The organism is Acidovorax sp. LjRoot66, from assembly GCF_964253305.1.
In the GTDB taxonomy this organism is placed as follows: domain Bacteria; phylum Pseudomonadota; class Gammaproteobacteria; order Burkholderiales; family Burkholderiaceae_C; genus Acidovorax.
On record NZ_CAXUQU020000002.1, the window covers coordinates 129397 to 153967 of the forward strand.

The following is a 24571-nucleotide window of genomic DNA, read 5'->3' on the forward strand; positions in this document are numbered from 1 at the left end:
TCGAAGGAGGTACAAGCGATGAGCAACTTGCCTGCCTCCGTCGAGTTCCATGAGGAGGGCCCGCGCGAGGGCTTCCAGATGGAGCCAAAAACCTATCCGCGGGCGGACCGCGCCGCGCTGATTGACGCTTTGAGCCTCTCGGGTCTGAGGCAGATCCAGGTTGCGTCCTTTGTCAGTGCGCGCGCGGTGCCGCAGATGGCCGACACGTCCGAATTGTTCGCCGCCATCATCAAGCGCCCTGGAACCCGCTACACGGCGCTTTGGCTCAACGACAACGGCTTCGAGCGGGCGCGCGCCTGTGAACAGGTGGATCTGGACGGCAAGCTGATGTTCTACACAACCGAGCCGTTTTCACAGCGCAACAACAATTGCAGCGTGGCCGAGATGCGTGAACGCCAGCTCGGCTGGCTGGACCGCTACATCGCCCTGGGCATTCCGGTGGAAAAGGCCTACGTGATCACGGCCTTTGGCTGCAATCTCGGTGGCGCCGTGCCGCTGTCGGTCCTCACCGCTCAGGTCCGCTGGCTGGTCGATGCCTGCGCCGACCGGCGTGTGCCGCTGCCGGCGGTCTACTTGGCCGACACCATGGGCTGGGCAAATCCCGAGGAGATCAAGCGCCGCGTCGGCGCGGTGCGCGCGATCGTGCCGGAGGCTCAGATCGGCCTGCACCTGCACGACACGCGCGGCGTCGGCGGTGCCAACGTTTATGCCGCCTTGCAAATGGGCGTGCGGCTGTTCGACAGTTCGGTCGCCGGTCTGGGCGGCTGTCCGTTCGCGGGTCACACGCACGGTGGCGCGGCCGGCAATATCTGCACCGAAGACATGGTGTTCATGTGCCAGGAACTGGGCATCGAGACCGGCATCGATTTAGAGGCGCTGATCGAGGCGTCCCTTCTGGCCGAACGCGTCATCGGCCGCACCCTGTCGGGCCATGTGATGCACAGCGGCTCGCTCAAGGGATTTCGCGCCGGCCAGCGAATGCAAGAGATTTGTGGGGCGGTGCGCTGAATCACATGACAAGGAGAAGGTCATTGGTCGAGTACAGGACAAGGTCATTCTGGTGACGGGCAGTGCGATGGGCATGGGCCAGGTCCACTGCGAGCTGCCTGTTGCGGACATGAACGCCGGGATTGGCGAAACCGTCGCGGCGGGCGTTCGTCAGCGCGGCGGAGTGGGACCGCATGTTCAACGTCAACGTGCGCTACCCCTTTTTCGGCACGCGGACGGGGGTGCCGACGATGAAGCAGGCAGGTGGTGGCTCGATCATCAACATCCTGTCTATCTACGGCCGTTAGGCGCACCCTGTGCCTATGGGGCTTCCAAGGGCGAGGTACGGCTGTTCAGTATGGCCAGCGCGCCCTATCTCGCCCCTTTCAATATTCGTGTCAATTCGGTTCGCCTTGGCGCCATCGAGACGCCGATGACCAAGGACTTGTTGAGCAATCCGGCTGATCACAAATCGCTGCTCGGCACCACTCCAATTGGGCGGGCGGTTCAGCATCAGGAAGTGTCGGCGGTGATGCTGTTCCGGGGCCTCCGATGAGTCGTCCACCGTCATGGGTGCCGAGTTGGTGGTCGATAGTGGCTACGCCGCGGTCTGACCGCGCTTCAAAGGACGAAACAGGATGTCCGTGATTCAAACGCTGGTCGATGTGCAAGGTCCGGGCTTCCGCGACAACCTTGCACACCACGCGGGCCAGATCGCTCTTCTGCGCGCACGCCTGGCCGAGGTGGCCACCGGCGGGCGCGACGCGCACATCCAGCGCCACCGCGAGCGCGGCAAGCTGCTGGTGCGCGAGCGCATCGACTTCATCGTCGATGACGGTAGCGCCTTCCTGGAACTCTCGCCGCTGGCGGCCTGGGATCAGTATGGCAACGAGGTGCCGGGTGCGGGCATCGTCACCGGCGTCGGGATGGTGGCCGGGCGGCCCTGCATGTTCATTGCCAACGATGCCACCGTCAAGGGCGGCTCGTTCTTCCATGAAACCGTCAAAAAACACATACGGGCGCAGGAGATTGCCCAGCGCCTGCGCCTGCCCTGCCTGTACCTGGTGGATTGCGGCGGCGCCTTTTTGCCGGAGCAGGACCGCGTGTTTCCCGACAAGGACCACTTCGGCAACAGCTTCCACCGCCAGTGCCGCATGTCGCAGGCTGGCCTGCCGCAGCTCTCGGCCGTGTTCGGCGGTTGCACCGCGGGCGGCGCCTACATTCCCGCGCTGTCGGACGAAGTGGTGATGGTGCGCGGTAACGCACGCATTCATCTGGGTGGCCCGTCCATCGTCAAGATCGCGATCAACGAAGTGGTCGACGGCGAAACCCTGGGCGGCGCGGAGATGCACAGCCGTGTCTCCGGTGTCAGCGACCACCTGGCCGAGGACGAGCATCAGGCGCTGGCCATGCTGCGTCAGATCGTCGCCAGCCTGCCGCCCGAGCCGCCCATGGTTCCGCCGCTGCCGCCCAGCGCACCACGTTACGACCCGATTGAGCTCGATGGCGTCGTACCGGTCGACCCCAAACAGCCCTACGACGCGCGCGAAATCATTGCGCGGCTGCTCGACGGCAGCGCTTTCCGCGAGTTCAAACCGTTGTGGGGAGATACGCTGGTGACCGGCTTTGGCGCGATCCACGGCCAGCCGGTCGCCATCCTCGCCAACAACGGCGCGCTGCTGGCCGAGTCGGCTCTGAAGGGCGCGCATTTCATCGAACTGGCCAACCAGCGCGGAGTACCGCTGCTGTTTTTGCAGAACATCCCCGGCTTCATGGTTGGCACCGAGGCCGAGCGTGGCGGTATTGCCAAGCACAGCGCCAAGATGGTGTATGCCATGGCCTGCGCGCGCGTGCCCAAGCTCACGTTGGTGGTTGGCGGCTCTTATGGCGCCGGCAACTACGGCATGTGCGGCCGCGGCTTTGAGCCCGAATTCCTGTTCGCCTGGCCCAGTGCCAGAGTTGCCACGATGAGCGCCGACATTGCCAGCAACGTGATGGTCGAGCTGTCGCGTTCCAACCTGCGCGGCCCGGCTGATGAGGCGCGGCTGCTGGATATCGAACGCAAGGTACGCGAGCAGTACGCGCGCCAGAGCGATCCCTATTACGCCACCTCCCGGCTGTGGGACGACGGTCTGATCGAACCCTCGGCCTCGCGCGACGTGCTGGGCCTGGCGCTGGCGCTGGCGGCGCGCCGTGCGTTGCCGAGTACGGCAACCCCTGTTTACCGCATGTAAGAGAACCTCTATGAACACACCCACCTACGAGACCCTGCAACTGGTCGTCGACGCGCGCGGCGTGGCCCGCCTCACGCTCAACCGCCCCGACACTCATAACGCGCTCAACGCCACCCTGATCAGCGAGCTGCGCCGTGCCGTCGATTGGCTGGCCGTAGCGCCGGGCGTGCGCGCGGTGGTGCTCACCGGCACCGGCAAGACCTTTTGCGCCGGTGGTGACCTGGGCTGGATGCAGGACAACATGAAAAAGAGCCGGACCGAGCGCGTGGGCGAAAGCGGCGATCTGGCGCTCATGCTGCGCGCCCTGAACGAGCTGCCTATGCCCGTCATTGGCCGCATCAATGGCCCCGCGTATGGCGGCGGCGTCGGCATGATCTCGGTCTGTGACATCACGATCGCGGTCGATACCGGCATCTACTCGCTGACCGAGGTGCGCCTGGGCCTGCTGCCGGCCAACATCGCGCCCTACGTTGTGGCGCGCATGGGTGAAGCCAACGCCCGGCGCACCTTCCTGACGGCGCGCCGCATGAGCGCGGCAGAGGCGCAGCGCCTGGGCCTGCTCTCAGAAGTGGTGGCGGCCGATCAGCTCGACGCGGCCATTGAACGCGAACTCGCCGACCTGCTGCAGTGCGCGCCCGGCGCGGTGGCGGCCACCAAGAAGCTGGTGGCCTATGTGCAGGCGCACGATCTGCCCACCAACATGATCTACACCGCTGACAAGCTGGCCGACGCCTGGGAAACCGAAGAAGGGCGCGACGGCATTGCAGCCTTTTTTGGCAAGCGGCTGCCGGTGTGGCGGCAAGTCTGAGTGTTGGCATGAAGGCGTGCGACTGATGTTTAACACCCTCCTGATTGCCAATCGCGGGGAGATCGCCTGCCGCATCGCCCGCACCGCGCGCCGCATGGGCTTGCGCACGGTGGCGGTCTATTCCGACGCCGACCGCGAGGCGCTGCACGTGGCCCTGTGCGATACGGCCGTGCGCATCGGAGCACCGGAGGCCGCGCGCAGCTACCTTGATGCCGCTGCCATCGTGGCCGCGGCGCGTGCCGCCGGTGCGCAGGCCATCCATCCGGGCTACGGCTTTTTGTCGGAAAGCCTGGCCCTGATTGACGCCTGCGAAGCCGTCGGGCTCATTTTTGTGGGCCCCTCGCGCGAAGCGATTCGGCGCATGGGCTCGAAGATCGAATCCAAGCGCATCGCGCTCGGAGCCGGCGTGCCGGTGGTGCCGGGTTACCACGCCGACGACCAGGACTCTGCGGTCTTGCAGGCGGCGGCCGGGGGCATCGGCTACCCGGTGCTGATCAAGGCCTCGGCCGGCGGCGGCGGCAAGGGCATGCGGGTGGTGCGCAGCGCGGCTGACTTCTCGGCCGCGCTGGATACCGTGCGACGCGAAGCGAAGGCTTCGTTCAGCGACGACCGCGTGCTGCTGGAACGCTACCTCGACGAGCCACGCCACCTCGAAGTGCAGTTGCTGGGCGACAAGCACGGGCATCTGGTCCATTTGTTCGAGCGCGAATGTTCGATCCAGCGCAACCACCAGAAAATGATTGAGGAAGCGCCCGCGCCACACCTGCCCCCCGCCGTGCGCGAGGCCCTGTTTTCGCACGCGCTGACGATCGGGCACGCCATCGGCTACGACAGCACCGGCACCATCGAGTTCATCCACGACAGCCGCAGCGGCGACACCTTCTTCCTGGAAATGAACACCCGGCTGCAGGTCGAGCACCCGGTGACCGAGTTGACGGTCGGTATCGATTTGGTCGAATGGCAGCTGCGGGTGGCCACTGGTGAGCCGCTCGGCTTCGCCCAGCCGGACCTGTCGCAGCGCGGCTGCGCGATCGAGGCGCGTGTCTGTGCGGAGAATCCGGCGGCGGGTTTTGCGCCCGAGATCGGCGCCCTGATCGACTACCGCGAGCCGCGCGGCGAGGGCGTCCGGGTGGACAGCGGCGTGCGCAGCGGCAGTCAGGTGACGCCCTACTACGACTCCATGCTGGCCAAGGTGATTGCCCATGCCGACGACCGGCCAACCGCCGCACGGCGGCTCGCCGCGGCATTGGACGACACGGTGCTGCTCGGCGTGCACAGCAACCTCGGTTTTCTGGCCGATCTGCTGCGCCACGACCACTTCGCGCAAGTACTCAGCACCCATTACATCGAACGCGCCTTTCCCACAGGCTGGCAGCCGCGCACGGACGATGGGCTGGCCATCGCGGCTGCCGCCGTGCACGGCGTGCTGATCAAACAGGCGACGGCCGGGCGCTCGGCCTGGCAGTCGCTCGGGGCCTGGCGCGCGACCGGCGCCGGGAGTGGCACTGGCAGCACGCAGGTGCTGCTCGAAGACGAGCAGCGCTGCGTGCATGAAGCCAGCGTATCGCCGTTGGGCGAAGGCTGGCGCGTGCGCGTCGGCGATCTGGAGCTGAACCTGGGAGCGACGCTGACCGGCGACACCCTGGCGTTGCAGCACGACGGCCTGACGATGCGCTTCACGTTGGCGCTGGAACAGCACGCCAAGCAGGGCGAACGCCTGTGGATTTCTGGCCCGAGCGGCACATGGGCCTGGCGCCGGCTCGATCGCTGGCAGCGCGCACTCAAGGGTGAGGCGGGCGCCGATGAGCGCGGCGGCAATCGCCTGCTCGCGCCCATGCCCGGTCTGGTGACGCAGGTGCAAATCAGTGTGGGCATGACGGTGAACGCGGGCGACACGCTGGTGCAGATGGAGGCGATGAAGATGGTGCACACGCTCAGCGCGCCCGCACCGGGCCGGGTCAGCGAGTTGCGCTGCCGCGTCGGTGACGCGGTGCGCGGTGGCGATGTGTTGGTGATCATGGAAGCAATGGAATCTGAGGAAAAGCAATGAACGAGCCGATTTATTTTGACGAGCAACACCGGCAGTTCCGGGACAACCTGCGCCGCTTTGTCGAGCAGGAGGTGGTGCCACAGGCAGCGCCCTGGGAAGAGGAAGGCATGGTGCCGCGTGCGGTGCTGAGAAAAATGGGTGAGCTCGGCTACCTCGGCGTGCGTTACGCCGAGCAATACGGCGGCTCGAATCTTGACACGGTGTACAGCGCGATCCTGGCCGAAGAACTCGGCCGCTCCACGTACGGCGGCTTTGCCGTGACGGTGATGGTGCACACCGACATGGCCTCGCCGCACCTGGCCAACTTTGGCACGCCAGAGCAGCTCGCGCGCTACCTGCCCGCCATCATCCGCGGCGAGAAGATCTGTGCCGTGGCGGTCACTGAGCCCGATGCAGGCTCTGACGTGGCTGGCATCCGCACCCGCGCGGTGCGCGACGGAGACCACTGGGTTATCAATGGCAGCAAGATGTTCATCACCAACGGCGTGCATGGTGACGTGTACTTCGTCGCCGCCAAGACCGACCCGACGGCCAAGGGCTCGCGCGGTATCTCGATCTTCATCGTCGAGAAGGGTACGCCGGGCCTTCGAGTCGGGCGCGCGTTAAAGAAAAGCGGCTGGCTGTGCAGCGACACCGCCGAACTGGTGTTCGAAGACTGCCGCATCCCGGCCGCCAATCTGCTGGGCGAAGAGAACAAGGGCTTCTACCAGATCATGCGCAATTTCCAGAACGAGCGCATGGTGCTGGGTGCGCAGATGATGGGCGAAGCCGCGCGTGCGATCGAGCTGACGCTGGCCTATGTGCGCGAGCGCAAGGCCTTCGGCGCCACGCTGTGGGACAAGCAGGCGATCCGCCAGCGCCTGGCCATGCGGGCAGCGCAGGTCGAGGCGGCCCGTCAGTTGGTTTACCACGCTGCCTGGCTCGATGCGAAGGGGCGCGAGTGCGTCAAGGAACTGTCGATGGTCAAGGCGCTGTGCGGCGAGCTGCTCAACGACGTGGTCTATGACTGTCAGCAGTTCCACGGTGGCGCTGGCTATATGCGCGAGACGCCGATCGAGCGCATGGTGCGCGACGCCCGTGTCCAGGCCATCGGTGGCGGTGCCACCGAGGTCATGCTCGAAGAAGTGGCGAAACGGTTGTGAACATGAGCACCTCTCAAGCTACTTCAGTCATGGAAGAGCCGGTCGAGCTGCCGCTGAAGGAGGTCCTGCCCGGCATCCTGATGTTCACGCTGCCGGTGGACTATGGCATCGACCACGTCAACATCTACCTGATTCGCGAAAGCGAGGGTTGGTGCCTATTCGACACGGGTGCCGACTGCGAAGCCGCCCGTGCGCTGTGGCTGCGCGCCCTGGAGGGACCACTAGCGGCCGGCCTGACGCGCATCATCGTCTCGCACCACCACCCCGACCACCTCGGGCTGGCAGTGTGGCTGCACGAGCGCACCGGCGCTACCATCCTGATGCGCGAGGAAGAACGGACGGTGGCGGGGCAGACGCACGTGCCCAGCGCCGATGACCGCGCCTACTGTATCGACTTCATGTGCCGCCATGGGGTGGCGCCGGAGGATGCGCAACAGGTGGTGGGTGGGGTCTTGCAAAGCAACATGGCCTGCGCCGTGCCGGCGCGCGTCGAGCCGCTCGAAGCCGGCCAGACGCTGCGCATCGGCGAGCATGTGTTCGAGGTGCTGGTGCTGGGCGGTCACAGCATTGCACAGATTTGCCTTTATGCGCCCAAGTTGAAGCTGCTGCTCACGGGCGACCAGTTGCTCGAACGCATCACGCCCAACATCGGCGTCTGGCCCTATGGCGAAACCGATCCGCTGCCGCGCTATCTGGACAGCCTGCGCACAATTGCCGCGCTGGATATCGAGCACGTGCTGCCGGCCCATCACGACGTCTACCACGCCGGGGTCAAGCGCGCGCACGGACTGGTGGCGCACCATCAAAAAGCGTTGCGCAAGTTCATGGCGCGCCTGGGCGCGGGGGGCATGAATGCCACCGAACTCGGCTACGCCGTTTATGGCGCGCAGAGCGACCCGCTGCATGCTTACCTGGCCATGGGCGAAACCCTGGCGCACCTGCTGTGGCTGGAGCGCTCCGGCTACGTGCGCCATGAAGAAACGCCAGCCGCGACCCGCTGGTATCCGGTGACGGCGGCCGGCGAAGAGCCCACCCTCACCTTGTCTGGAGATATGTCGAGATGACAGAAACACACACCATCAACGAAGAAGAAATCGCCAAGAGATGGCAGAAGTTTGCCCATGTGTCTCCGTATAACCGCGAACTGGGCCTCCTGCCGCACGCAGTGCGAACCGACTGGTGCGTGCTCAAAGTCGAGTATCAGGAAGCGCTGGTGGGCGATTCGCAGACCAGGGTTTTGCATGGCGGCGTGATCACTGCGCTGCTCGACGCAGCGTTCGGATTCGCGATTTTCGTCAAGCTGCCGGAGATACGGCCGATGGCCACGCTGGACTTGCGCATCGACTACCTCAAGCCCGCCACGCCCGGGCGTGCGATTCTGGGAGGGGCCGTTTGCTACAAGCTGACTGCAGAACTGGCGTTCGTCCGAGGCGCTGCTTACCACGACACGCCGGACGACCCAATTGCCACCGCCGTCGGCATTTACATGTTTACTTCCGGGCGACCGGTATTGCGCAACGAGGATGTGCCACGATGAAATGGACCGAACAAATTGACCATGCGCGCGCCCAGGGTGACTGGAGCGAAGTGATCCGGGCGGTGCCCTTTGCGCGTTTTCTGGACTTGCGCATCGATGTCAAGGGCGAGGAGTTCACCTGCGTCCTGCCATTCCAGGAAAAACTGATAGGCAACCCCATCCTGCCGGCTCTGCATGGCGGAGCCACCGGGGGGTTTCTGGAGTGCGCCGGATTGTTCTACCTGCTGTGGCACATGGACAGCCGGGACTTGCCCAAGACCATCGATTTCAACATCGATTATCTGCGCTCGGGCCGTCCGCAGGACACCTATGCCAACGTCGTGATGGTCAAGCTGGGCCAGCGGGTGGCGAATCTGCGCATCCAGGCATGGCAATCCAGCCCCGATAAGCCCATTGCCCTTGGTCACGGCAATTTCATGCTGCGAGCCTGAGCTCATTACGAAGGAGACAAGTCCATGAGTCAATCTGTTTACAAATCCGTGTTTCGCCCCGGCCTCTTTGCCGGTCAGACGGTGATCGTCACCGGCGGCGGCAGCGGCATCGGCCGCTGCACCGCGCACGAGCTGTCCAACCTGGGCGCCAGCGTGGCGCTGGTGGGCCGCAAGATCGAGAAGCTGCAGGCGGTGCAGGCCGAGATCGAAGCGGCGGGCGGCAAAGTCAGCATCCATGTCTGCGACATCCGCGACGAGCCGGGCGTCAAGGCCCTGGTTGCCGACGTGATTGCGCAGCACGGCCGGATCGATGGCCTGGTCAACAACGCCGGCGGCCAGTACCCGCAGCCGGTCAAGGACATCAGCCTCAAGGGCTGGGAGGCGGTGGTGCGCAGCAACCTGACCGGAGGCTTTCTCGTCTCGCGTGAGGTCTACACGCAGTGGATGGAGGCGCACGGCGGCTCCATCGTCAACATCATCGCCGACATGTGGATGGGCATGCCCACCATGGGACACAGCGGCGCCGCGCGCGCCGGCATGCTGTCGTTCACCGAAACGGCTGCCTGCGAATGGGGCGAGTCGGGCGTGCGCGTCAACGCGGTGGCGCCGGGCTTTGTGGCCAGCAGCGGCTTTGACACCTACGAGCCCGAGATGCAGGCCAAGTTCAGCATTTTGATGAAGAGTGTGCCGCTGCAGCGCTACGGCACCGAGGCCGAAGTATCGGCGGCCATCGTGTTCCTGCTGTCCGAGGCGGCGGCCTACATCACCGGCTCCTTCATCCGCGTCGATGGCGGTGTGCCCAATGCCCGTCAGACCTGGAAGCTGAAGCCGACGGATCGCTCCAAACCCTTCAACGGCTTTGCCCTGGCCAAGCCGCCGAAGTGCCTGAGCGTCAAGGATGAATGACATGGACGCGACGATGCAAACCACAAACACGAACGATCCGTCGGCTTATCTCGCGCCCGGCCGCTACGTGGACAGCGATCACCCGGCGGTGATCGCGTTCGCGCGCCGGGTGGCCGACCCCGCGATGACGCCGCGCGAGATCGCTGTCAAGCTCTATTACGCCGTGCGCGACGAGTTTCTCTACGACCCCTACTACTTTGACATCACGGTCGAGGGCTTGAAGGGCAGCCGCGTGATCGAGGCCGGGCGTGGCTTTTGCGTGCCCAAGGCGGCGCTGCTGGCAGCGGCTGCCCGTGTGCTGGGCGTGCCGGCACGGCTGGGCTATGCCGACGTTCGCAACCACTTGAGCAGCAAGCGCCTGCAAGACATGATGGGCACCGATCTGTTCGTCTTTCACGGCTACACCGAGCTGTGGGTTGACGGGCAGTGGCTCAAAGCCACGCCCGCCTTCAACCGCTCCTTGTGCGAGAAGGCCGGCATCCATCCACTGGAATTCGATGGCCGTGCCGATTCGGTCTTTCATGAATTCGATGTCAGCGGCCGCAGGCACATGGAGTATGTGCACGACCACGGCACTTACGCCGACTTGCCGCGCGATGAGCTGCTGGCCTCGTGGCGCGCACATTACAAAACGTTCGCCGACTGGGGACAGATAGTGGACAGCGGGGCCGACTTCGCGCAGGAAGTGGGCGCGTCATCATGACGACGCGCCGGGAATTTCCCGGCTTCGCCGGCGGCTCCCTGGTGGCCGATGTCTATGGCCCGGTCGGGGCGCCCGCGGTGTTGCTGCTGCACGGTGGCGGACAAACCCGCCATGCCTGGGGCAAGGCGGCGCAGGTGCTGGGCGATGCCGGCTGGTACACCGTGGCGCTGGACTTGCCGGGCCACGGCGACAGTGCCTGGTCCAAGGATGGCGACTACCGCATCGAGACGCTGGCCGACACCATGTGCTGCATCTGGCGCGAACTGGGCACGCCGCTGGCGGTGGTCGGCGCTTCGCTGGGCGGCCTCATTAGCATGGCCGCAGTCGGCCGCGCCGATGCGCCGTCGATCAACGCGCTGGTGCTGGTGGACATTGCGCCGCGCATGGAAGAAGCCGGTGTCGATCGCATCGTCAGTTTCATGCGGGCGCGGCCCGATGGTTTTGCGTCGCTGGAAGAAGCCGCGCAACACATCGCTGACTACCGTGGGCGGCCAATGGAAGGACCGATCGAGGGCCTGAAGAAAAACCTGCGCATGAATGTGCAAGGCCGCTGGAATTGGCATTGGGACCCGCAACTGATGAGCGAGGCCAACCACAACCACCGGCGCGACGCGGATGGCTACGAGCGCGCCTTGCGCGGTCTGCAGGCGCCCACCCTGCTGCTGCGCGGCCAACGCAGCGACGTGATCAGCGAAGAAGATGCGCGCGCCCTGGTGCAAACCTTGCCGCGGGCGCGCTTTGTCGACCTCAAGGGCGCCGGCCACATGATCGCCGGTGATGCCAACGACGCCTTCGCCGCCAGCGTGGCGGCGTTTCTGCACGAAGTGATGCCGCCGGCGCCGCCTCCGGCGAGTCGAAGCTGAATCTGAACGAGGAGCATGGAATGAGTTTGCGATCTTTTACGCTGCACGATCTCATCAACCGTAACGCGAAATTGTACGGATCGAACACCGCCCTGCTGTTCGGCGATCAGCGGGTCACGCACGCCCAGTATGCCGAGCGCACGGCGCGCTTGGCGGCTGGTCTGGCGGCCGCAGGCGTAGGGCAGGGTGACCGGCTGGCGATACTGGCCCCCAACGGCCTGGAATACGTCGACCTGTTCGGCGCCGCCGCCCAGTTGGGCGCGATCGTGGTGCCGATCAACTGGCGGCTGTCGGCCGAGGAGGTGGCCTACGTCATCGAGGACGTGGCACCGCGGGTGCTGATCGTCGCCGATGAATTCCAGGCCCTGCTGCCGCAGAGCGGCCTGGGCGACACGCTGCGCTACACGCTGGGCGCCGCGCCAGCGCCCTGGCAACCCGTCAGTGCGCTGTATCTCGATCGCACCGTGCCGCCCGCCGATCTGAATGACGATGAGGGGCTCGTCATCATCCACACCGCCGCCGTGGGCGGGCGGCCGCGCGGCGCGCTGCTCTCGCACCGCGGCCTGATCGCCGCCAGCCTGCAGACGCAACTGGCCTGGCGGTTGACCACGTCAGATGTCAATCTGGGCGTCTTGCCGCTGTTTCACGTGGCCGCCATCGGCTTCATGCTGGCCACGCATCAGGCGGGCGGGGCGACGCTGCTGCTGACACGTTTCGATCCGCCCAGCCTGGTCAAGCATATCGACGAGGACGGCGGCAGCCTGATCGGCACCTTCCCGCCGATGCTGGGCGCCCTGCTGGACGCCGCAGCGGCCCAGGGTTCGGCACTGGACAGCCTGCGCGTGGTGTCGGGAATCGACGTGCCCGAGACCATCGCGCGCTTGCGCACCACCTGCCCCCAGGCGACTTTCTGGAGTGCCTACGGCCAGACCGAGACCTCGGGCTCGGTCAGTCTGGCGCCATTTGACGAGCGCCCCGGCAGCGCCGGGCGGCCCACCGCGCTGAACACGGTCGCAGTGGTGGACGAACTGGACCGCCCGTTGCCCACCGGCGCCACCGGCGAGATCGTGGTGCGGGGTCCGATGGTGTTCCAGGGCTACTGGCGCTGCGAAGCAGACAACGCTTTCACGCTGCGCAACGGCTGGCACCACACGGGCGACATGGGGCGCATCGATGCCGAGGGCTACCTTTGGTACAGCGGGCGTTCACCGGCCAAGGAGTTGATCAAGCCGGGGGGCGAGAACGTCTATCCGGCTGAAGTCGAGCGGGCCATTCTGGAGCACCCGGCGCTGGCGCAGGTGGTGGTCCTCGGTGTGCCGGACGTTCAGTGGGGCGAGGCGGTCAAGGCGGTCTGCGTGCTGAAGGCAGGGTGCACGCTGAGTGCCGAGGAGTTGATCGAGTTTGTGGGCGGTCGCATCGCACGCTACAAAAAACCCAAGCACGTGGTGTTTGTACCGGCACTCCCCTTGGGCGGTGCCGATAGCATTGACCGCGCGGCCGTCAAGGCCGCGCACGGTGGCGCCTGATGGCCATGTCAGCCCGGTGTGCTCAAACCGCCGTTGACGCTCAGGGTCTGGCCGGTGATGGCATCGGACTCCGGTCCGGCCAAGAACGCCGCCGCGTTGGCGATGTCCTGGCAGAGCACGGGGAACAGCATGCGCTTGCGCAGGTTCTCGATCATGCCCTTGCCGTGACCGCCTTCGAGCGCTGGCGAGCCCGGGCCCCAGCGCGGCTCGGCATCCCAGATGTAGCTCATCGCCACCGCGTTGACCCGAATGCCGTCGCGCCCCAGTTCACGCGCCAGCACGCGGCACATCTGCATCATGCCGGCGGTGGCGCCGCCAATGAAGGATTCGCCGACCGTGGCCACGCGGCCCGCGTCGGTGCCCACCGCGACGATCTTGCCGCGGCCGTGCAGTGCCATGACGCGGGCGGCAGCCTGGATCGCAAATGCGCGGGTGAGCCAGTGGGCGCGGATGTAGTTGTCGAAGTCGCCGTTGCTCATTTCCTTGAAAAGGCGAAAGGACGGCGAGTCGGCACTGGCGCCTGCGCCGCTGGCCACCAGGATGTCAAGGCGACCGTGGCGCTCGGCAACTCGATCCACCATGGCACGAACCGCGTCGCTATGGGTCAGGTCGGCTTGTTCAAACGCGGCGCAGTAGCCGTTCGCAGCGATCTCGTTGATCACTGCCTGTCCGGCTTCGGGATTGCGGCCGTTGACGATCACGTGCGCGCCGCGCCGCGCCAACTCCAGCGCAATGGCACGACCGATGAAGGCCGTGGCACCGGTGACGAGGGCGATCTGGCCCTGAAGTTGACCGCCAGGCAAGGGTGCTGGGTTCATCCGCTGTTCTCCTGCGCTCGAGACATAAAAACCCGACTTTGTCAAAACAGCGGGACAGGCCGATCGAGGGATTGCCCGCAGAGGACCACTTTCATCCATCACCACCCCCCATCCATCACCGGACTTCAAAAATGACCAAGCTGACCGACAGTGCCAAGTCGCATCATTTCAAGACGCACCGGCGCACCATCAGCGAAACCGACATCGTCACCTTCGTCAATGTGGTCGGCTTGCATGAACCATTTTTCATCGACATGGAGTACATCCGGGAGAACATGACCGGATCGCATCGCAGCCGCTTTGCGCCCGGCCCGATGGTCATCTCGCTAGGCATGGGGCTGCTGGCGACTTACGTGGCGGGCATCATCAAGGGCACGCTCAAAGGCCACGAAGTCGGCCCGTTCGGCGGTATGACCGGCGTACAGGCGCGCCTGCGCGGTGCGCTGTTTCCGGGCGACACCATTCATGTCGAAGGGGAGGCCCGGTTGCTCCCCACGACCTCGCGCGGCTACACCCTGATGGAGTTGCAACATTTGGTGATCAATCAGCGTGGCGAGACCATTGCCGACTTCACTGAAACCATTACTTTTTTGCCTGCTGCTCCGGCTCCATGAATTTTGAACTTTCGTGAGTCGTTTGCCTGTGGCAGCCCGTCTACGACTCGCGACGTCAAAGGACCGGATCAACAGTACAGACCGGGTGGACCGGGATATTCAACACTAGGAAACTTCCAACTATGACAAAACGAGAAGCTGTGATCGTCGGCGTTGCCGACCTGCCACTGAAGGACGGCAAGGTCCTTGCGCCCATGTCGGTCCTGCAGGCCCAGGCGCTGGTCGCCCGCGACGCCTTGAAGGACGCCGGCATCGCCATGCACGAAGTCGATGGGTTGCTGACCGCCGGTATGTGGGGGGTGCCCGGTCCGGGCCAGTTGCCGACCGTGACGCTGTCGGAGTACCTGGGGATTACGCCGCGCTTCGTCGACGGCACCAACATCGGCGGCTCGGCCTTCGAGGCGCATGTGGCGCATGCCGCCACCGCCATCGAGGCTGGCCGCTGCGAGGTGGCGCTGATCACTTACGGTAGCCTGCAGAAGAGCGAGATGAGCCGCAACCTCGCCGGGCGCCCGGCGGTGCTGACCATGCAGTACGAGACGCCTTGGGGCATGCCCACGCCGGTGGGCGGCTATGCGATGGCGGCCAAGCGCCACATGCACGAATATGGCACCACCTCCGAGAACCTGGCCGAGATCGCGGTGGCCACGCGCAAGTGGGCGGCGCTCAATCCGGCGGCCACCATGCGCGAGCCGCTGTCGATCGAGGATGTGCTCCAGAGCACGATGATCTCCGACCCGCTGCACCTGCTCGATATCTGTCTGGTCACCGACGGTGGTGGCGCGTTGGTCATGACCACCGCCGAGCACGCCAAGGCGCTCGGTTGCAAGCCGGTGTTCGTGCGCGGTTACGGCGAATCACACACCCACTGGACCATCGCCGCCATGCCCGACCTCGCGCGCCTGACGTCCGCCGAAGTGGCCGGTCGCGAAGCCTTTGCCATGGCGGGCATTCGGCATGACGCCATTGACGTGGTTGAGGTCTATGACTCGTTCACCATCACCGTCCTGCTGACGCTCGAAGCGCTGGGCTTTTGCAAGCGTGGCGAGGGTGGAGCCTTTGTCGCCAACCAGCGCATCGCGCCGGGCGGTGTATTCCCGCTTAACACCAACGGCGGCGGTCTGTCTTACGCACACCCCGGCATGTACGGCATCTTCCTGCTGATCGAGGCGGTGCGCCAGTTGCGCGGTGAATGTGGCCCGCGCCAGATCCAGGACGCCGTGACCGCGCTGGTCCACGGCACCGGCGGCACGCTCTCCAGCGGTGCCACTTGCATTCTCTCCACCCGGTGAACACCATGTACGACAAACCCCTGCCCGTCATCGATGGCGAGAGCCGCTCCTATTGGGACGCCCTGAAACAACATCGCCTGACACTCAAGCGCTGCCATGACTGTGGCAAGCACCATTTCTATCCGCGCGTCCTGTGCCCGCACTGCCATTCCGACGCCGTCGAATGGGTCGATGCGCGCGGCACCGGCACCATTTACAGCTACACCATCGCGCGCCGGCCGGCCGGTCCGGCCTTCAAGGTCGACACCCCCTACGTGGTGGCGGTGATCGACCTCGACGAGGGCGCGCGCATGATGACCAACATCGTCATCGACGATGTGGAGGCGGTGCGAATCGGCCAGCGTGTGACGGTGCAGTACGACGACGTGACCGACGAGGTCACGCTGCCGAAGTTCCGGCTGTTGTAGCGCCGAGGTTTCCCATATGGACTTCACCATCGATCCCGATACCGTGGCGATTGCCGAGGCAGTGCTGCGCTTCGTGGAGCGCGAAGTGCTGCCACTGCAGCAGCGCCACCACGATCTGCTGGGCAGCGAACGCACTTTGTTCGACGCCAGCGGCCGTTATGTGCCCGAGGCGCTGGCGCTGCGCCAGCAGGTGCGCAAGCGCTCCGCGGAACTGGGCTTCTACACCGTGTTCGGCGACGAAAAACTGGGTGGTGGCGGGCAGGGCGCGCAGGTCATGGCCCATGTGCAGGAGAGCCTCAACCACTGCGTGGGTCCGGCCCAGCCGCTGGTGCAGACGGTGGTGCTGCCCTCGCCCTTCACCAACGGTCTGTCGCCTGTGCTGCGGCATCTGAAGCCGGACATCTTCGCGCAGTACCGCCACGACATCGCCAGCGGCGACAAGACCCTGTGTTTTGGTCTGAGCGAGCCCGATGCGGGCTCCGATGTATTCGGCATACAAACCCGCGCCGTGCGCGACGGTGACGAATGGGTGCTCACCGGCACCAAGCAGTGGATCACCAACTCGCCCTACGCCGATTACGCCATGGTGTTCGCGCTGACCGACCCCGAAGCCGCAGCGCGCCACAAGGGTGGTGTCACCGGTTTCTTCGTCGACACGCGCGCGTCAGGTTTTTCAGTGCCGCGCATCATCAACACCATGGGTCACCTAGGCGGCGACACCGGCGTCATCGTGCTCGACGGCGTGCGTGTGCGCGACGACCACCGGCTCGGCGACGTCGGGCACGGCTTGGCGGTGGCCATGGACGGCGTCAACGCCGGGCGCATGGGCATGGCTGCATCCTGCCTGGGCTTGGCCCGCTGGGCGCTGGACCAGGCGGTGGACTACGCCAAGGTGCGAAAAACCTTTGGCGTGCCCATTGCCGAGCACCAGGCCATCCAGCTCATGCTGGCCGACAGCGCGATGGACATCTACGCTGCCAAGACCATGATTCAGAACTGTGCCTGGCGCCTGGACAGCGGCCGCTCAGCCAACGCACAGGTCAGTATGGTCAAGGCATTTTCGACCGAGATGCTGGGGCGCGTGATGGACCGCAGCATCCAGATCCACGGCGGCATGGGCCTGACCAACGAACTGCGCCTGGAAGAGGGCTACCGCTTCGCCCGCGTGATGCGTATACCCGACGGTACGGGCGAAATCCAGCGCCGCACCGTCGCGCGCCAACTGCTGACTGGACAGGCCGACCTGTAGGCTGTGTGGATCCTCTGCAATGCCCAACCCGGAGGCAGATTGACATGATGAAAAAGAACGAAATGAAGGAACACGAACTGTTTGCGGGAGGCCATCGGCTGGCCGCCACCACCTGGGGTGATGTGGGCAACGGGCAGCCGACCATCGTGATGATGCATGGCGGTCTGGACTGCATCACCACCTGGAAAGACCTGCCTCAGGTGTTGGCCGAAGCCAGCGGCTGGCCGGTGCTGGCCTATGACCGGTATGGTTATGGGCGATCCGAGAGTCTGGTGGGTGGGCGCGAGCCCAGCTACCGGCGTGAAGAGGCTGGGCCGGTGCTTGGCGAGGTGTTGCGCCACTTTGGAATCCACAAGGCGTTGATGTTCGGCCACAGTGATGGAGGAGCCATGTCGGTGCTGGCTGCGGCGGCGCATCCTGAGCTGGTATGCGGCGTTTTTGCCTGCTCGCCAACCATGGCTGTGGATCAGTTCATGGTGGACGCCATGGCCGTCGCGCGGCGCGCGTTTGAGCAAGACGGCTTGCGCGAAAAACTTCGTCGACACCATGGCGACAACACCGACACCATGTTCTGGGGCTGGTACGAGCCCTGGGCCAGCCCGCAGGCACTTCAATGGGACATGAGCGTCGAGCTTGCCGCAGTGCGTTGTCCGGTCTCCGTGTTGTTCGGCAATGACGATGAATATGGCTGGCGGCCCAGCGCGATTGCCTTGTTTCGCCACGGTCTGATGCCGCTTGAAGTGACGGCGCTGCGTGGAGTTGGTCACCATCCGCAGCAGCGGGCCCGTGGGGAGACCAGGAGCATGTTGCAGCGCTTGTTTTGCCGCATTGGGCGCAGCCCTTCCGCGGAGAGCAAAAACGCCGACCAATGAGGGGTATTGCACGTCTCTTTTTTTTCCGCACGCCAGCCTGCCCGCACCAATAAACGCTGTTAGTGTCGATCAGAGCACGCTTGGCGAGCCAGCATGCCTGCCAGCGGCGAGAGGTCGGTCAGTTCGTCGAGCCGTGCCACCAAGTCTATCAGCTCGTCGCACTCGTCAGGTATGAGCACAGACTTGACCAGCAGGCGAAACTTTTCCTCCAGGCGCTGCTGCTGCTCCAGCAGGTCGCTGGCTGGGCGCCCACTGTCGTAGCGTCGGCGCAGCACTGTGCCGCTCTGAGTCTCGATCACCACCTCGCTGAGGGTGAGGTCCGGGCATTGAGGTGCGAGCAAAACCTGCACCCGATCACGCAGCGCCACCACCTCGGGCGCGTATACGGCTTCGTCACTGAACGCGTCCAATCCGGCGGTGTCGACCCCGGCCAGCGCCATCGCCACCGTGTGACGGAGACTGAACTTGGCCTCCAGCCCGGTGCGCGGCTCCGCGATGTTGCATACACCCTCGCAGGCGGAACTGGCACGCACCGTCACGCGGCACACGTCATCAACCCTCAGTGCGTGTTGCAGGCGCAAGTGGCTCGCGGCCTCAATGGCGGCATGTGTGCCATAACAGGCGGCGTGGAACTTGAACAGGTTGTGGCGCAGATGCCAGCCGCCGTTCGGCGTGGCCACCGCAGCTTCCAGCGACGCGGTACCACCGTGCGTGGCGATGAGGCCTTGCGGACATTCAATCGCATCGGCACGGCTGGTGAAGCCGCGTGCGGCCAACTGGGCCGCCTGCAGGCCGTCGGCACTGGCCCGCCCGGCATGCAAGGGTTTGCACATGGTGCCGAACATCGATTTCAGCCCAGCCGCCATGGTGCTGGCGATGCCCAGCGCGGTCGCGGTGTCGTCGGCATCGAGTTGCAGCAAGCGTGCGCAGGCGGCGGCCGCACCGAGCGTGCCTAGCGTGGCTGTGGTGTGGAAGCCGTTGGAATACTGTGCATCGCCGCACACCAACCCCAACTGGCACATGGTTTCGTAGCCGGCGGCGAAGGCCGTCATGAAGTCGCGTCCGCTGGCGCCGCGCGATTCGCCCAGGGCGAGCAAGGCCGGGATCAGGACCACCGAGGGGTGGCCGGTGCAGGCCATGTTGACGTCGTCATAGTCGAGTGCGTGCGAGGCCGAGCCATTGATCAATGCCGCCTGCCGGCTGGAGGTCGTCATGGCGTGCCCGACGACGGTGGCCTGGGCATGCCCACCCTGTTCACGGGCTTCTTCGGCCAGCATGTGAACCAGTGGCTCGCACGCGCCAGCCAGCGTAACCCCGATCCAGTCGAGCATGCATTGCCGGACCCGCAGGCGCACGTCCTCCGGGAGATCGGTGTAGCACAGGTCAGCGCAGCGCGCGGCCAGTTCCCGCGTGATGTCAGCGATTTGGATAGCGGACGACGGTGCGGGTTTTCTGGTTGTGGTCATGCTCATGTCAGTGCCCCTTCCAGACCGGTTTGCGCTTTTCCCGGAAAGATTGCGGGCCTTCCAGGGCATCTTCACTGAGGTAGACGGCATCAAACGCTCGGTTGGAGGCGCGCAGCGCGGCGGTGCGGCCCATCTCGGTGGACAGGCGCACCATTTCTTTGGCCGCGCGCACCGTCAGTGGCGCATTGGCCATGAGCCGGGTCGCCAGCTCTTTGGCCCCTTGCAATGCTTGCCCCTTGGGCATCAGGCGGTTGATGTAGCCGAGTTCGTAGGCGCGCTGCGCTGTCAGCGGGTCGCCGGTCATCGCGACTTCCATCAGAATGCGCTGCGGCAGCATGTGGATGACCGGCGAGGCCCACGGCATGCCGCGCCCGACCTTGGCCTCCGTGATGGCGAATTTGGCGGTTTCGTCGGCCACGCACAGGTCGCACATCTGCGAGAGCAGCCAACCGCCTGCATAGGCATAGCCCTGCACGGCAGCGATGACGGGCTTGGTGACCTCGATGTTGTCGCCGAGCACGGCGATGAAGCCCGCTGGCGGGATGCGCAGTTGAGTGTCTGCGGCTTCCACCAGGTCCATGCCGGCGCAGAAATTGTCACCGGCGCCGGTGAGGATGGCCACCTGCGCCTGCCCGTCAGCTTCGAAGCGGCGCCAGACCTCAAAAAAGCCTTCGCGCACGGCGCGATTCAGCGCATTGCGGCGCTCGGGCCGGTTGATGGTGATGACGGCAATGCCGTCGTTCACTTCGTAGAGCAGTTCATTGTTCATGGGGGTGTCTCCTTTTGAAGTTTGTGTCTGTTACCGCGAGCGGCGGGTCTGGGGCATTGGTCTGGCTTGATTCGTTGCCACCTCACGCGATTCCGGTCCCGCACGGTAGCCGAGTGCCCCCGAGATGCTTGCGGCGAGTTCCATCACCAGGTGCTGCAGCGCATCGGCGACGGCGCGACCGCGCTCGATCGGCGCGGCGATGATCAGCGCTGCGTTCACGCGCCCGTCAGGTTCGAAGATCGGGGCCGAAAAGCCGGCAACGTCAGGTGTCACTTCTCCTAATGTGACCGCCACCCCTCTCACCCGGGCTTCCTCGATGATCCGCGCCAGTTGCGCCGGGTCGGTGACCGAGTGCTCGGTCATGGCCCGCAGATCGGCCCGGCGCAGGTAGTCACGCCGCCATGCCTCTTCCTGGAACGCGAGCAGCACGCGCCCGGCGGACGAGGCAAACAGCGGCCGTGTCGTGCCGACTGGCACGGCGTATCTAATCGTCCGGGTGCTCTCGAAGACCGGGTTGTAGACGAGCCGATCTGCGGTGCGGTCGATTCTGGCGATCAGGGCGGTCTCGCCGGATCGCGCCACTGCCTCCCGCAGGAAGGGCAGGGCCACAACGTCGAGCGAGCGGGCCGACACCAGAGATGCCCCTAGTGAGAACGCCTCGGGGCCCAGTTCATACAGGTCATTGCTGCGCTGCAGGTAGCCATGCGCCGTGAGGCCGCGCAACAGCGAGAGTACGCTGGTTTTTGGTGCATTCAACGCCAAGCACAACGGGGTCAGGGCCAAGCCAGCAGGGCGGTCGGCCAGTATCCGCAGCAGCCGCAGCACGCGGCTCACGGCCATGGGAGAAGCCTCCGCGCGGGTATTGATGCCTGTGCATTCGCGCAAGCTGGCCGTGGGCATGTTCATAGAATCGAAGCTTCCTTGTGTTCTGATATAGGAACATTTGTTTGGTAATCAGAATATCGTTAGGATGGACGGTCGTCAATTCGGTTTTTCCTCAGCGCTCGGCGCTGAGGCAGCCTGGCCTCGAGAAATCAGAGGAGACACAGATGACAAGCCAACACAAGCAGGCAGCACCCGCCGGGCCACTCGAGGGCGTGCGGGTGATCGACCTCAGCGCGGTGCTGATGGGGCCCTACGCCACCCAGATCTTTGGCGACCATGGCGCGGACGTGATCAAGATTGAATCCCCTGAGGGCGACTCGACACGCTGGATCGGCCCCGGACGCCATCCCGGCATGGGTCCGCTGTTCCTGCACCTGAACCGCAACAAGCGCAGCGTGGCGCTTGACCTCAAATCGCCGGAGGGCGCGGCTGCGATGCGGCGCCTGATCGAAGGCGCCGATGTCTTCGTGCACAACCTCCGCCCGGCCTCCATCGCCCGGCTCGGGCTGGACTACGAGAGCATCTCGATGATCAATCCACGCATCATCTGGTGCGGCGTGTACGGTTACGGCGAGGACGGTCCCTACGCCGGCCGCCCGGCCTATGACGACCTGATCCAGGGCGCGGTCGGCATCGCCGCCTTACAGCAGCAAAGCGGGGCGAGCGAGCCGCGCTACGTGCCGCTGACGATTGCCGACCGCCTGGTCGGCCTGCATGCAGCGCACAGCGTGGCCATGGCGCTGTACGGGCGCGAGCGCAACGGACGCGGCTGCCGCATCGATGTGCCGATGTTCGAAACCATGGCCAGCGTGGTGCTTTCGGACCACCTATATGGGCGCACCTTCGAGCCGCCCAGTGGTGACGCTGGCTACGTGCGGCTGTTGTCGCCCGGGCGCCGGCCATACGAAACCAGCGACGGCTACATCTGCGCGCTGGTATACAACGACGGCCACTGGCAGCGTTTTCTGCATGCCATCGAGCGCGACGATTTGCGGGTCGATCCGCGCTTCGCCGACTTGGCCAGCCGCACCCGCCACATTGACGAGGTGTACGGCTTTCTGGGCCAGACGCTATGCGTGCAAAGCACCGCGCACTGGTTGGAGCTGTTCGAAGACATCGACGTGCCGGCGGTGCCTCTGAACACCGTCGAATCACTGTTGGATGACCCACACTTGGCGGCGGTGGGCTTCTTCCGTCAGGTCGAGCACCCGAGCGAAGGAGCGATGCGTACCTTTGGCGCGCCAGCGCGCTGGGTGGGTTACGACGTCAGCAAGCTGGCGCCCGCGCCGCGATTGGGGGAGCACACCGAATCGGTGCTGCGCGAATGCGGCTTTGATGCAGTTGCGCTGGCGTCCTTGCTGGTCGGTGGCGCAGCGGTTCCACTCCTCGCCGATGGGGAGGTGTCAGAATGAGGCTTCCGGCATCAAACGCGACTCGACTGGTCAGCGCGTTGGGCCCCAATTCCGTGGATGGGCAAATGCATGGATAGCGTTGATGAAGCGGGCTGGAAGATGCTTTTGTGACCATTGATGACCCTGCCCGTATCGCGTTCATCGACATCCACCCCGACCAGAAGGCGCTCAACGCGGTGCAGTTCTCGTGCAACGCCCACGCCTACTACGCCAGTCTGGGTGTGCGCATCTAGCTCCCGCTCATCGACAACGGAGCGGCCTTCCGCTTAACAGGCTGAAGAAATACTCCCCAGATTCCAAGCCCTTCGCACCCCTGCAGCAGCCTGCAGGCTTGCTTTTTTCACATCCCGGGATTGAAGGGGCCTATCGGGCTCTTTGGCGCTTGATTTGAGTCACTTCAGCGTCCATTTGCCCTCAATGCGCCCCCCGCGGACGCACCTGTCCCAGTTGCTCCAGCGTGCGCATGCGCACCAGGTTGTAGCCCGCCATCGTCAGCACGAACATCTGGTCCACGCGCTCAAGGCCTCGCACCATCACCTGCCTCATGCCGCCCACGGTTTTGGCCCAGCCAAAGCCTTGCTCGATGAGCTTTCTCTTTTGCTGCGATACCGCGTAGCCTTCGCTTTGCGCAATCGCATCGGGCACGGCCGAGCTTCTGCCCGAGTTGTTCTGCGCCACGTGGGGAATGACGTTCATGGCCTGGCAGGCCTCAATGAATTCGCGTGCGTCATAGCCTTTGTCCGCCCCCAGCGTGATGGTTCGCGTGGGATCGGCCTGCGCCTGCCGGGCGTCGTTGACCATGGCCTTGGCCGCTTCGCGCTCTGCGTAGCCATCGGCCAGCGTGACCACTGCATTGGCCACCAGGCCGTGGCGGTTGTCGCTCAGGGTGTGGCCCATGTAGCGCAGCTCGCTGGCGGTTTTGCCTTTTCGGTACAGCCGGGCATCGCCGTCCGTTGTGGATTCATGGGTGTCGTTGCTGCGCCGCTGGCCCTTGAAGTTGCCGCCATCGCTGTGGGCTTTGGCATCTGCATCAGGGCCATCATCTGTGTTGTCACCATTGCCATCACGATCATCACCACCCGCGTCATCGTCGTCCTTGCGCACAAAGCTCTTGTGGCCCGCCCAGGCCTGGATGAGCGTTCCGTCCACGCTGAAGTGCTCGCCCGAGAGCCAGTGTTTCTTGTCGGCGATCTTGAGCACTTCGTTGAAGAACTCGATCACGGCGTCGTGTTCGATCAGCCGCTCGCGGTTCTTGGTGAACACGCTGGGTACCCAGACCTCATCGTCCATGGACAGGCCGATGAACCAGCGAAACAAGAGGTTGTACTGCACCTGCTCCATCAACTGGCGTTCAGAGCGCACGCTGTACAGCACCTGCAGCAGCATGGCGCGCAGCAGCTTCTCGGGGGCGATGCTGGGACGCCCGCCCTTGATGTCTGCTTCATACATGCGCGAGAACAGGGCATCCATCTTGGCCAAGGCGGTGTTGACCATCTTGCGAACGGGGCGCAGGGGGTGCGAGGCTGGCACGAAGTCTTCGAGCTTGCGGACAGAGAACAGGCTCTCGGTGAAGGTGTCGGCGCCGCGCATGGGGGTCAGG

Annotated in this window: 26 protein-coding genes; 21 read left to right on the forward strand and 5 right to left on the reverse strand. The window is 64.9% G+C overall.

From position 1 onward, the window contains the following. Positions 1-18: 18 nt before the first annotated feature. The 14 genes from ACSQ3Y_RS32880 (at position 19) to ACSQ3Y_RS32945 (ending at position 13187) form a co-directional block, all read left to right on the forward strand. Positions 19-1008: a hydroxymethylglutaryl-CoA lyase gene (locus ACSQ3Y_RS32880; RefSeq protein WP_436180278.1), complete on the forward strand. Its 990-nt coding sequence runs from the start codon at positions 19-21 to the stop codon at positions 1006-1008. 173 nt (positions 1009-1181) lie between these two features. Then, a complete protein-coding gene (locus tag ACSQ3Y_RS32885; protein ID WP_250637255.1) occupies positions 1182-1295 on the forward strand; it encodes a hypothetical protein in 114 nt (37 codons plus the stop codon). A gap of 50 nt (positions 1296-1345) precedes the next feature. Continuing rightward, positions 1346-1543, forward strand: coding sequence for an SDR family oxidoreductase (locus ACSQ3Y_RS32890; RefSeq protein ID WP_436180279.1), 198 nt, complete (start codon positions 1346-1348; stop codon positions 1541-1543). Positions 1544-1625: 82 nt separating this feature from the next. Further along, the gene (locus ACSQ3Y_RS32895) at positions 1626-3221 is read left to right on the forward strand and encodes an acyl-CoA carboxylase subunit beta (protein ID WP_436180280.1); all 1596 of its coding nucleotides are present in this window, start codon (positions 1626-1628) and stop codon (positions 3219-3221) included. 10 nt (positions 3222-3231) lie between these two features. Further along, complete coding sequence (locus ACSQ3Y_RS32900; protein ID WP_069047281.1) at positions 3232-4029, forward strand: crotonase/enoyl-CoA hydratase family protein; 798 nt, start codon at positions 3232-3234, stop codon at positions 4027-4029. Positions 4030-4054: 25 nt separating this feature from the next. Next, on the forward strand, positions 4055-6079 hold the full coding sequence (locus ACSQ3Y_RS32905; protein WP_436180281.1) for an acetyl/propionyl/methylcrotonyl-CoA carboxylase subunit alpha: 2025 nt from the start codon (positions 4055-4057) through the stop codon (positions 6077-6079). Continuing rightward, positions 6076-7221, forward strand: a complete 1146-nt coding sequence (locus ACSQ3Y_RS32910; protein WP_436180282.1) for an acyl-CoA dehydrogenase family protein — start codon at positions 6076-6078, stop codon at positions 7219-7221. Before ACSQ3Y_RS32905 ends, ACSQ3Y_RS32910 begins: the two co-directional genes overlap by 4 nt. A gap of 2 nt (positions 7222-7223) precedes the next feature. Further along, positions 7224-8285: an MBL fold metallo-hydrolase gene (locus tag ACSQ3Y_RS32915; RefSeq protein WP_436180283.1), complete on the forward strand. Its 1062-nt coding sequence runs from the start codon at positions 7224-7226 to the stop codon at positions 8283-8285. After that, positions 8282-8758: a PaaI family thioesterase gene (locus ACSQ3Y_RS32920; protein ID WP_436180284.1), complete on the forward strand. Its 477-nt coding sequence runs from the start codon at positions 8282-8284 to the stop codon at positions 8756-8758. The genes ACSQ3Y_RS32915 and ACSQ3Y_RS32920 overlap by 4 nt, the downstream gene beginning before the upstream one ends. Further along, on the forward strand, positions 8755-9189 hold the full coding sequence (locus tag ACSQ3Y_RS32925) for a PaaI family thioesterase (RefSeq protein WP_008905485.1): 435 nt from the start codon (positions 8755-8757) through the stop codon (positions 9187-9189). The genes ACSQ3Y_RS32920 and ACSQ3Y_RS32925 overlap by 4 nt, the downstream gene beginning before the upstream one ends. Positions 9190-9213: 24 nt before the next feature. After that, positions 9214-10095 carry an SDR family oxidoreductase gene (locus ACSQ3Y_RS32930; RefSeq protein ID WP_127806022.1) on the forward strand — a complete coding sequence of 294 codons (882 nt, stop codon included), beginning with the start codon at positions 9214-9216 and terminating at the stop codon, positions 10093-10095. A 1-nt stretch (position 10096) separates the two neighbouring features. Next, positions 10097-10798, forward strand: a complete 702-nt coding sequence (locus tag ACSQ3Y_RS32935; protein ID WP_177134604.1) for a transglutaminase-like domain-containing protein — start codon at positions 10097-10099, stop codon at positions 10796-10798. Further along, positions 10795-11661: an alpha/beta fold hydrolase gene (locus tag ACSQ3Y_RS32940; RefSeq protein ID WP_127806020.1), complete on the forward strand. Its 867-nt coding sequence runs from the start codon at positions 10795-10797 to the stop codon at positions 11659-11661. Before ACSQ3Y_RS32935 ends, ACSQ3Y_RS32940 begins: the two co-directional genes overlap by 4 nt. A 20-nt stretch (positions 11662-11681) precedes the next feature. Next, positions 11682-13187, forward strand: coding sequence for an AMP-binding protein (locus ACSQ3Y_RS32945; RefSeq protein WP_436180285.1), 1506 nt, complete (start codon positions 11682-11684; stop codon positions 13185-13187). A gap of 8 nt (positions 13188-13195) precedes the next feature. Here ACSQ3Y_RS32945 and ACSQ3Y_RS32950 read toward each other — a convergent pair whose 3' ends face one another. Further along, positions 13196-14005, reverse strand: coding sequence for an SDR family NAD(P)-dependent oxidoreductase (locus ACSQ3Y_RS32950; protein ID WP_164868397.1), 810 nt, complete (start codon positions 14003-14005; stop codon positions 13196-13198). Between the two features lie 131 nt (positions 14006-14136). Between ACSQ3Y_RS32950 and ACSQ3Y_RS32955 the strand changes: the two genes are divergently transcribed. The 5 genes from ACSQ3Y_RS32955 to ACSQ3Y_RS32975 all read left to right on the forward strand — a co-directional run bounded on the left by ACSQ3Y_RS32955 (position 14137) and on the right by ACSQ3Y_RS32975 (position 18439). Continuing rightward, the gene (locus ACSQ3Y_RS32955; RefSeq protein WP_056278151.1) at positions 14137-14619 is read left to right on the forward strand and encodes a MaoC family dehydratase; all 483 of its coding nucleotides are present in this window, start codon (positions 14137-14139) and stop codon (positions 14617-14619) included. 122 nt (positions 14620-14741) lie between these two features. After that, complete coding sequence (locus ACSQ3Y_RS32960) at positions 14742-15911, forward strand: acetyl-CoA acetyltransferase (protein WP_436180286.1); 1170 nt, start codon at positions 14742-14744, stop codon at positions 15909-15911. Between the two features lie 5 nt (positions 15912-15916). After that, a complete protein-coding gene (locus ACSQ3Y_RS32965; RefSeq protein ID WP_436180287.1) occupies positions 15917-16318 on the forward strand; it encodes a Zn-ribbon domain-containing OB-fold protein in 402 nt (133 codons plus the stop codon). Between the two features lie 16 nt (positions 16319-16334). Beyond that, complete coding sequence (locus tag ACSQ3Y_RS32970) at positions 16335-17567, forward strand: acyl-CoA dehydrogenase family protein (protein WP_436180288.1); 1233 nt, start codon at positions 16335-16337, stop codon at positions 17565-17567. A 44-nt stretch (positions 17568-17611) separates the two neighbouring features. Continuing rightward, positions 17612-18439, forward strand: a complete 828-nt coding sequence (locus tag ACSQ3Y_RS32975) for an alpha/beta fold hydrolase (RefSeq protein WP_436180289.1) — start codon at positions 17612-17614, stop codon at positions 18437-18439. Between the two features lie 59 nt (positions 18440-18498). Here the strand turns inward: ACSQ3Y_RS32975 and ACSQ3Y_RS32980 are convergent, their stop codons facing one another. The 3 genes from ACSQ3Y_RS32980 to ACSQ3Y_RS32990 are packed head-to-tail and all read right to left on the reverse strand — an operon-like array spanning position 18499 to position 21580. After that, entirely contained in the window at positions 18499-19911 is a 1413-nt protein-coding gene (locus tag ACSQ3Y_RS32980) for an MmgE/PrpD family protein (RefSeq protein ID WP_436180290.1), read from the reverse strand. Position 19912: 1 nt separating this feature from the next. Next, positions 19913-20674 (reverse strand): enoyl-CoA hydratase-related protein, encoded by a 762-nt coding sequence (locus ACSQ3Y_RS32985; protein WP_056272141.1) that lies wholly within the window; start codon positions 20672-20674, stop codon positions 19913-19915. Positions 20675-20704: 30 nt separating this feature from the next. Continuing rightward, the gene (locus ACSQ3Y_RS32990) at positions 20705-21580 is read right to left on the reverse strand and encodes an IclR family transcriptional regulator (RefSeq protein ID WP_436180291.1); all 876 of its coding nucleotides are present in this window, start codon (positions 21578-21580) and stop codon (positions 20705-20707) included. Positions 21581-21723: 143 nt separating this feature from the next. Here ACSQ3Y_RS32990 and ACSQ3Y_RS32995 point away from each other — a divergent pair, with 143 nt between their 5' ends. After that, positions 21724-22971 carry a CaiB/BaiF CoA transferase family protein gene (locus tag ACSQ3Y_RS32995; RefSeq protein WP_436180292.1) on the forward strand — a complete coding sequence of 416 codons (1248 nt, stop codon included), beginning with the start codon at positions 21724-21726 and terminating at the stop codon, positions 22969-22971. Positions 22972-23078: 107 nt separating this feature from the next. Then, positions 23079-23204, forward strand: a complete 126-nt coding sequence (locus ACSQ3Y_RS33000) for a hypothetical protein (RefSeq protein WP_256926968.1) — start codon at positions 23079-23081, stop codon at positions 23202-23204. A gap of 181 nt (positions 23205-23385) precedes the next feature. Here ACSQ3Y_RS33000 and ACSQ3Y_RS33005 read toward each other — a convergent pair whose 3' ends face one another. After that, positions 23386-24561: an IS5 family transposase gene (locus ACSQ3Y_RS33005; protein WP_436180488.1), complete on the reverse strand. Its 1176-nt coding sequence runs from the start codon at positions 24559-24561 to the stop codon at positions 23386-23388. Positions 24562-24571 lie beyond the last annotated feature (10 nt).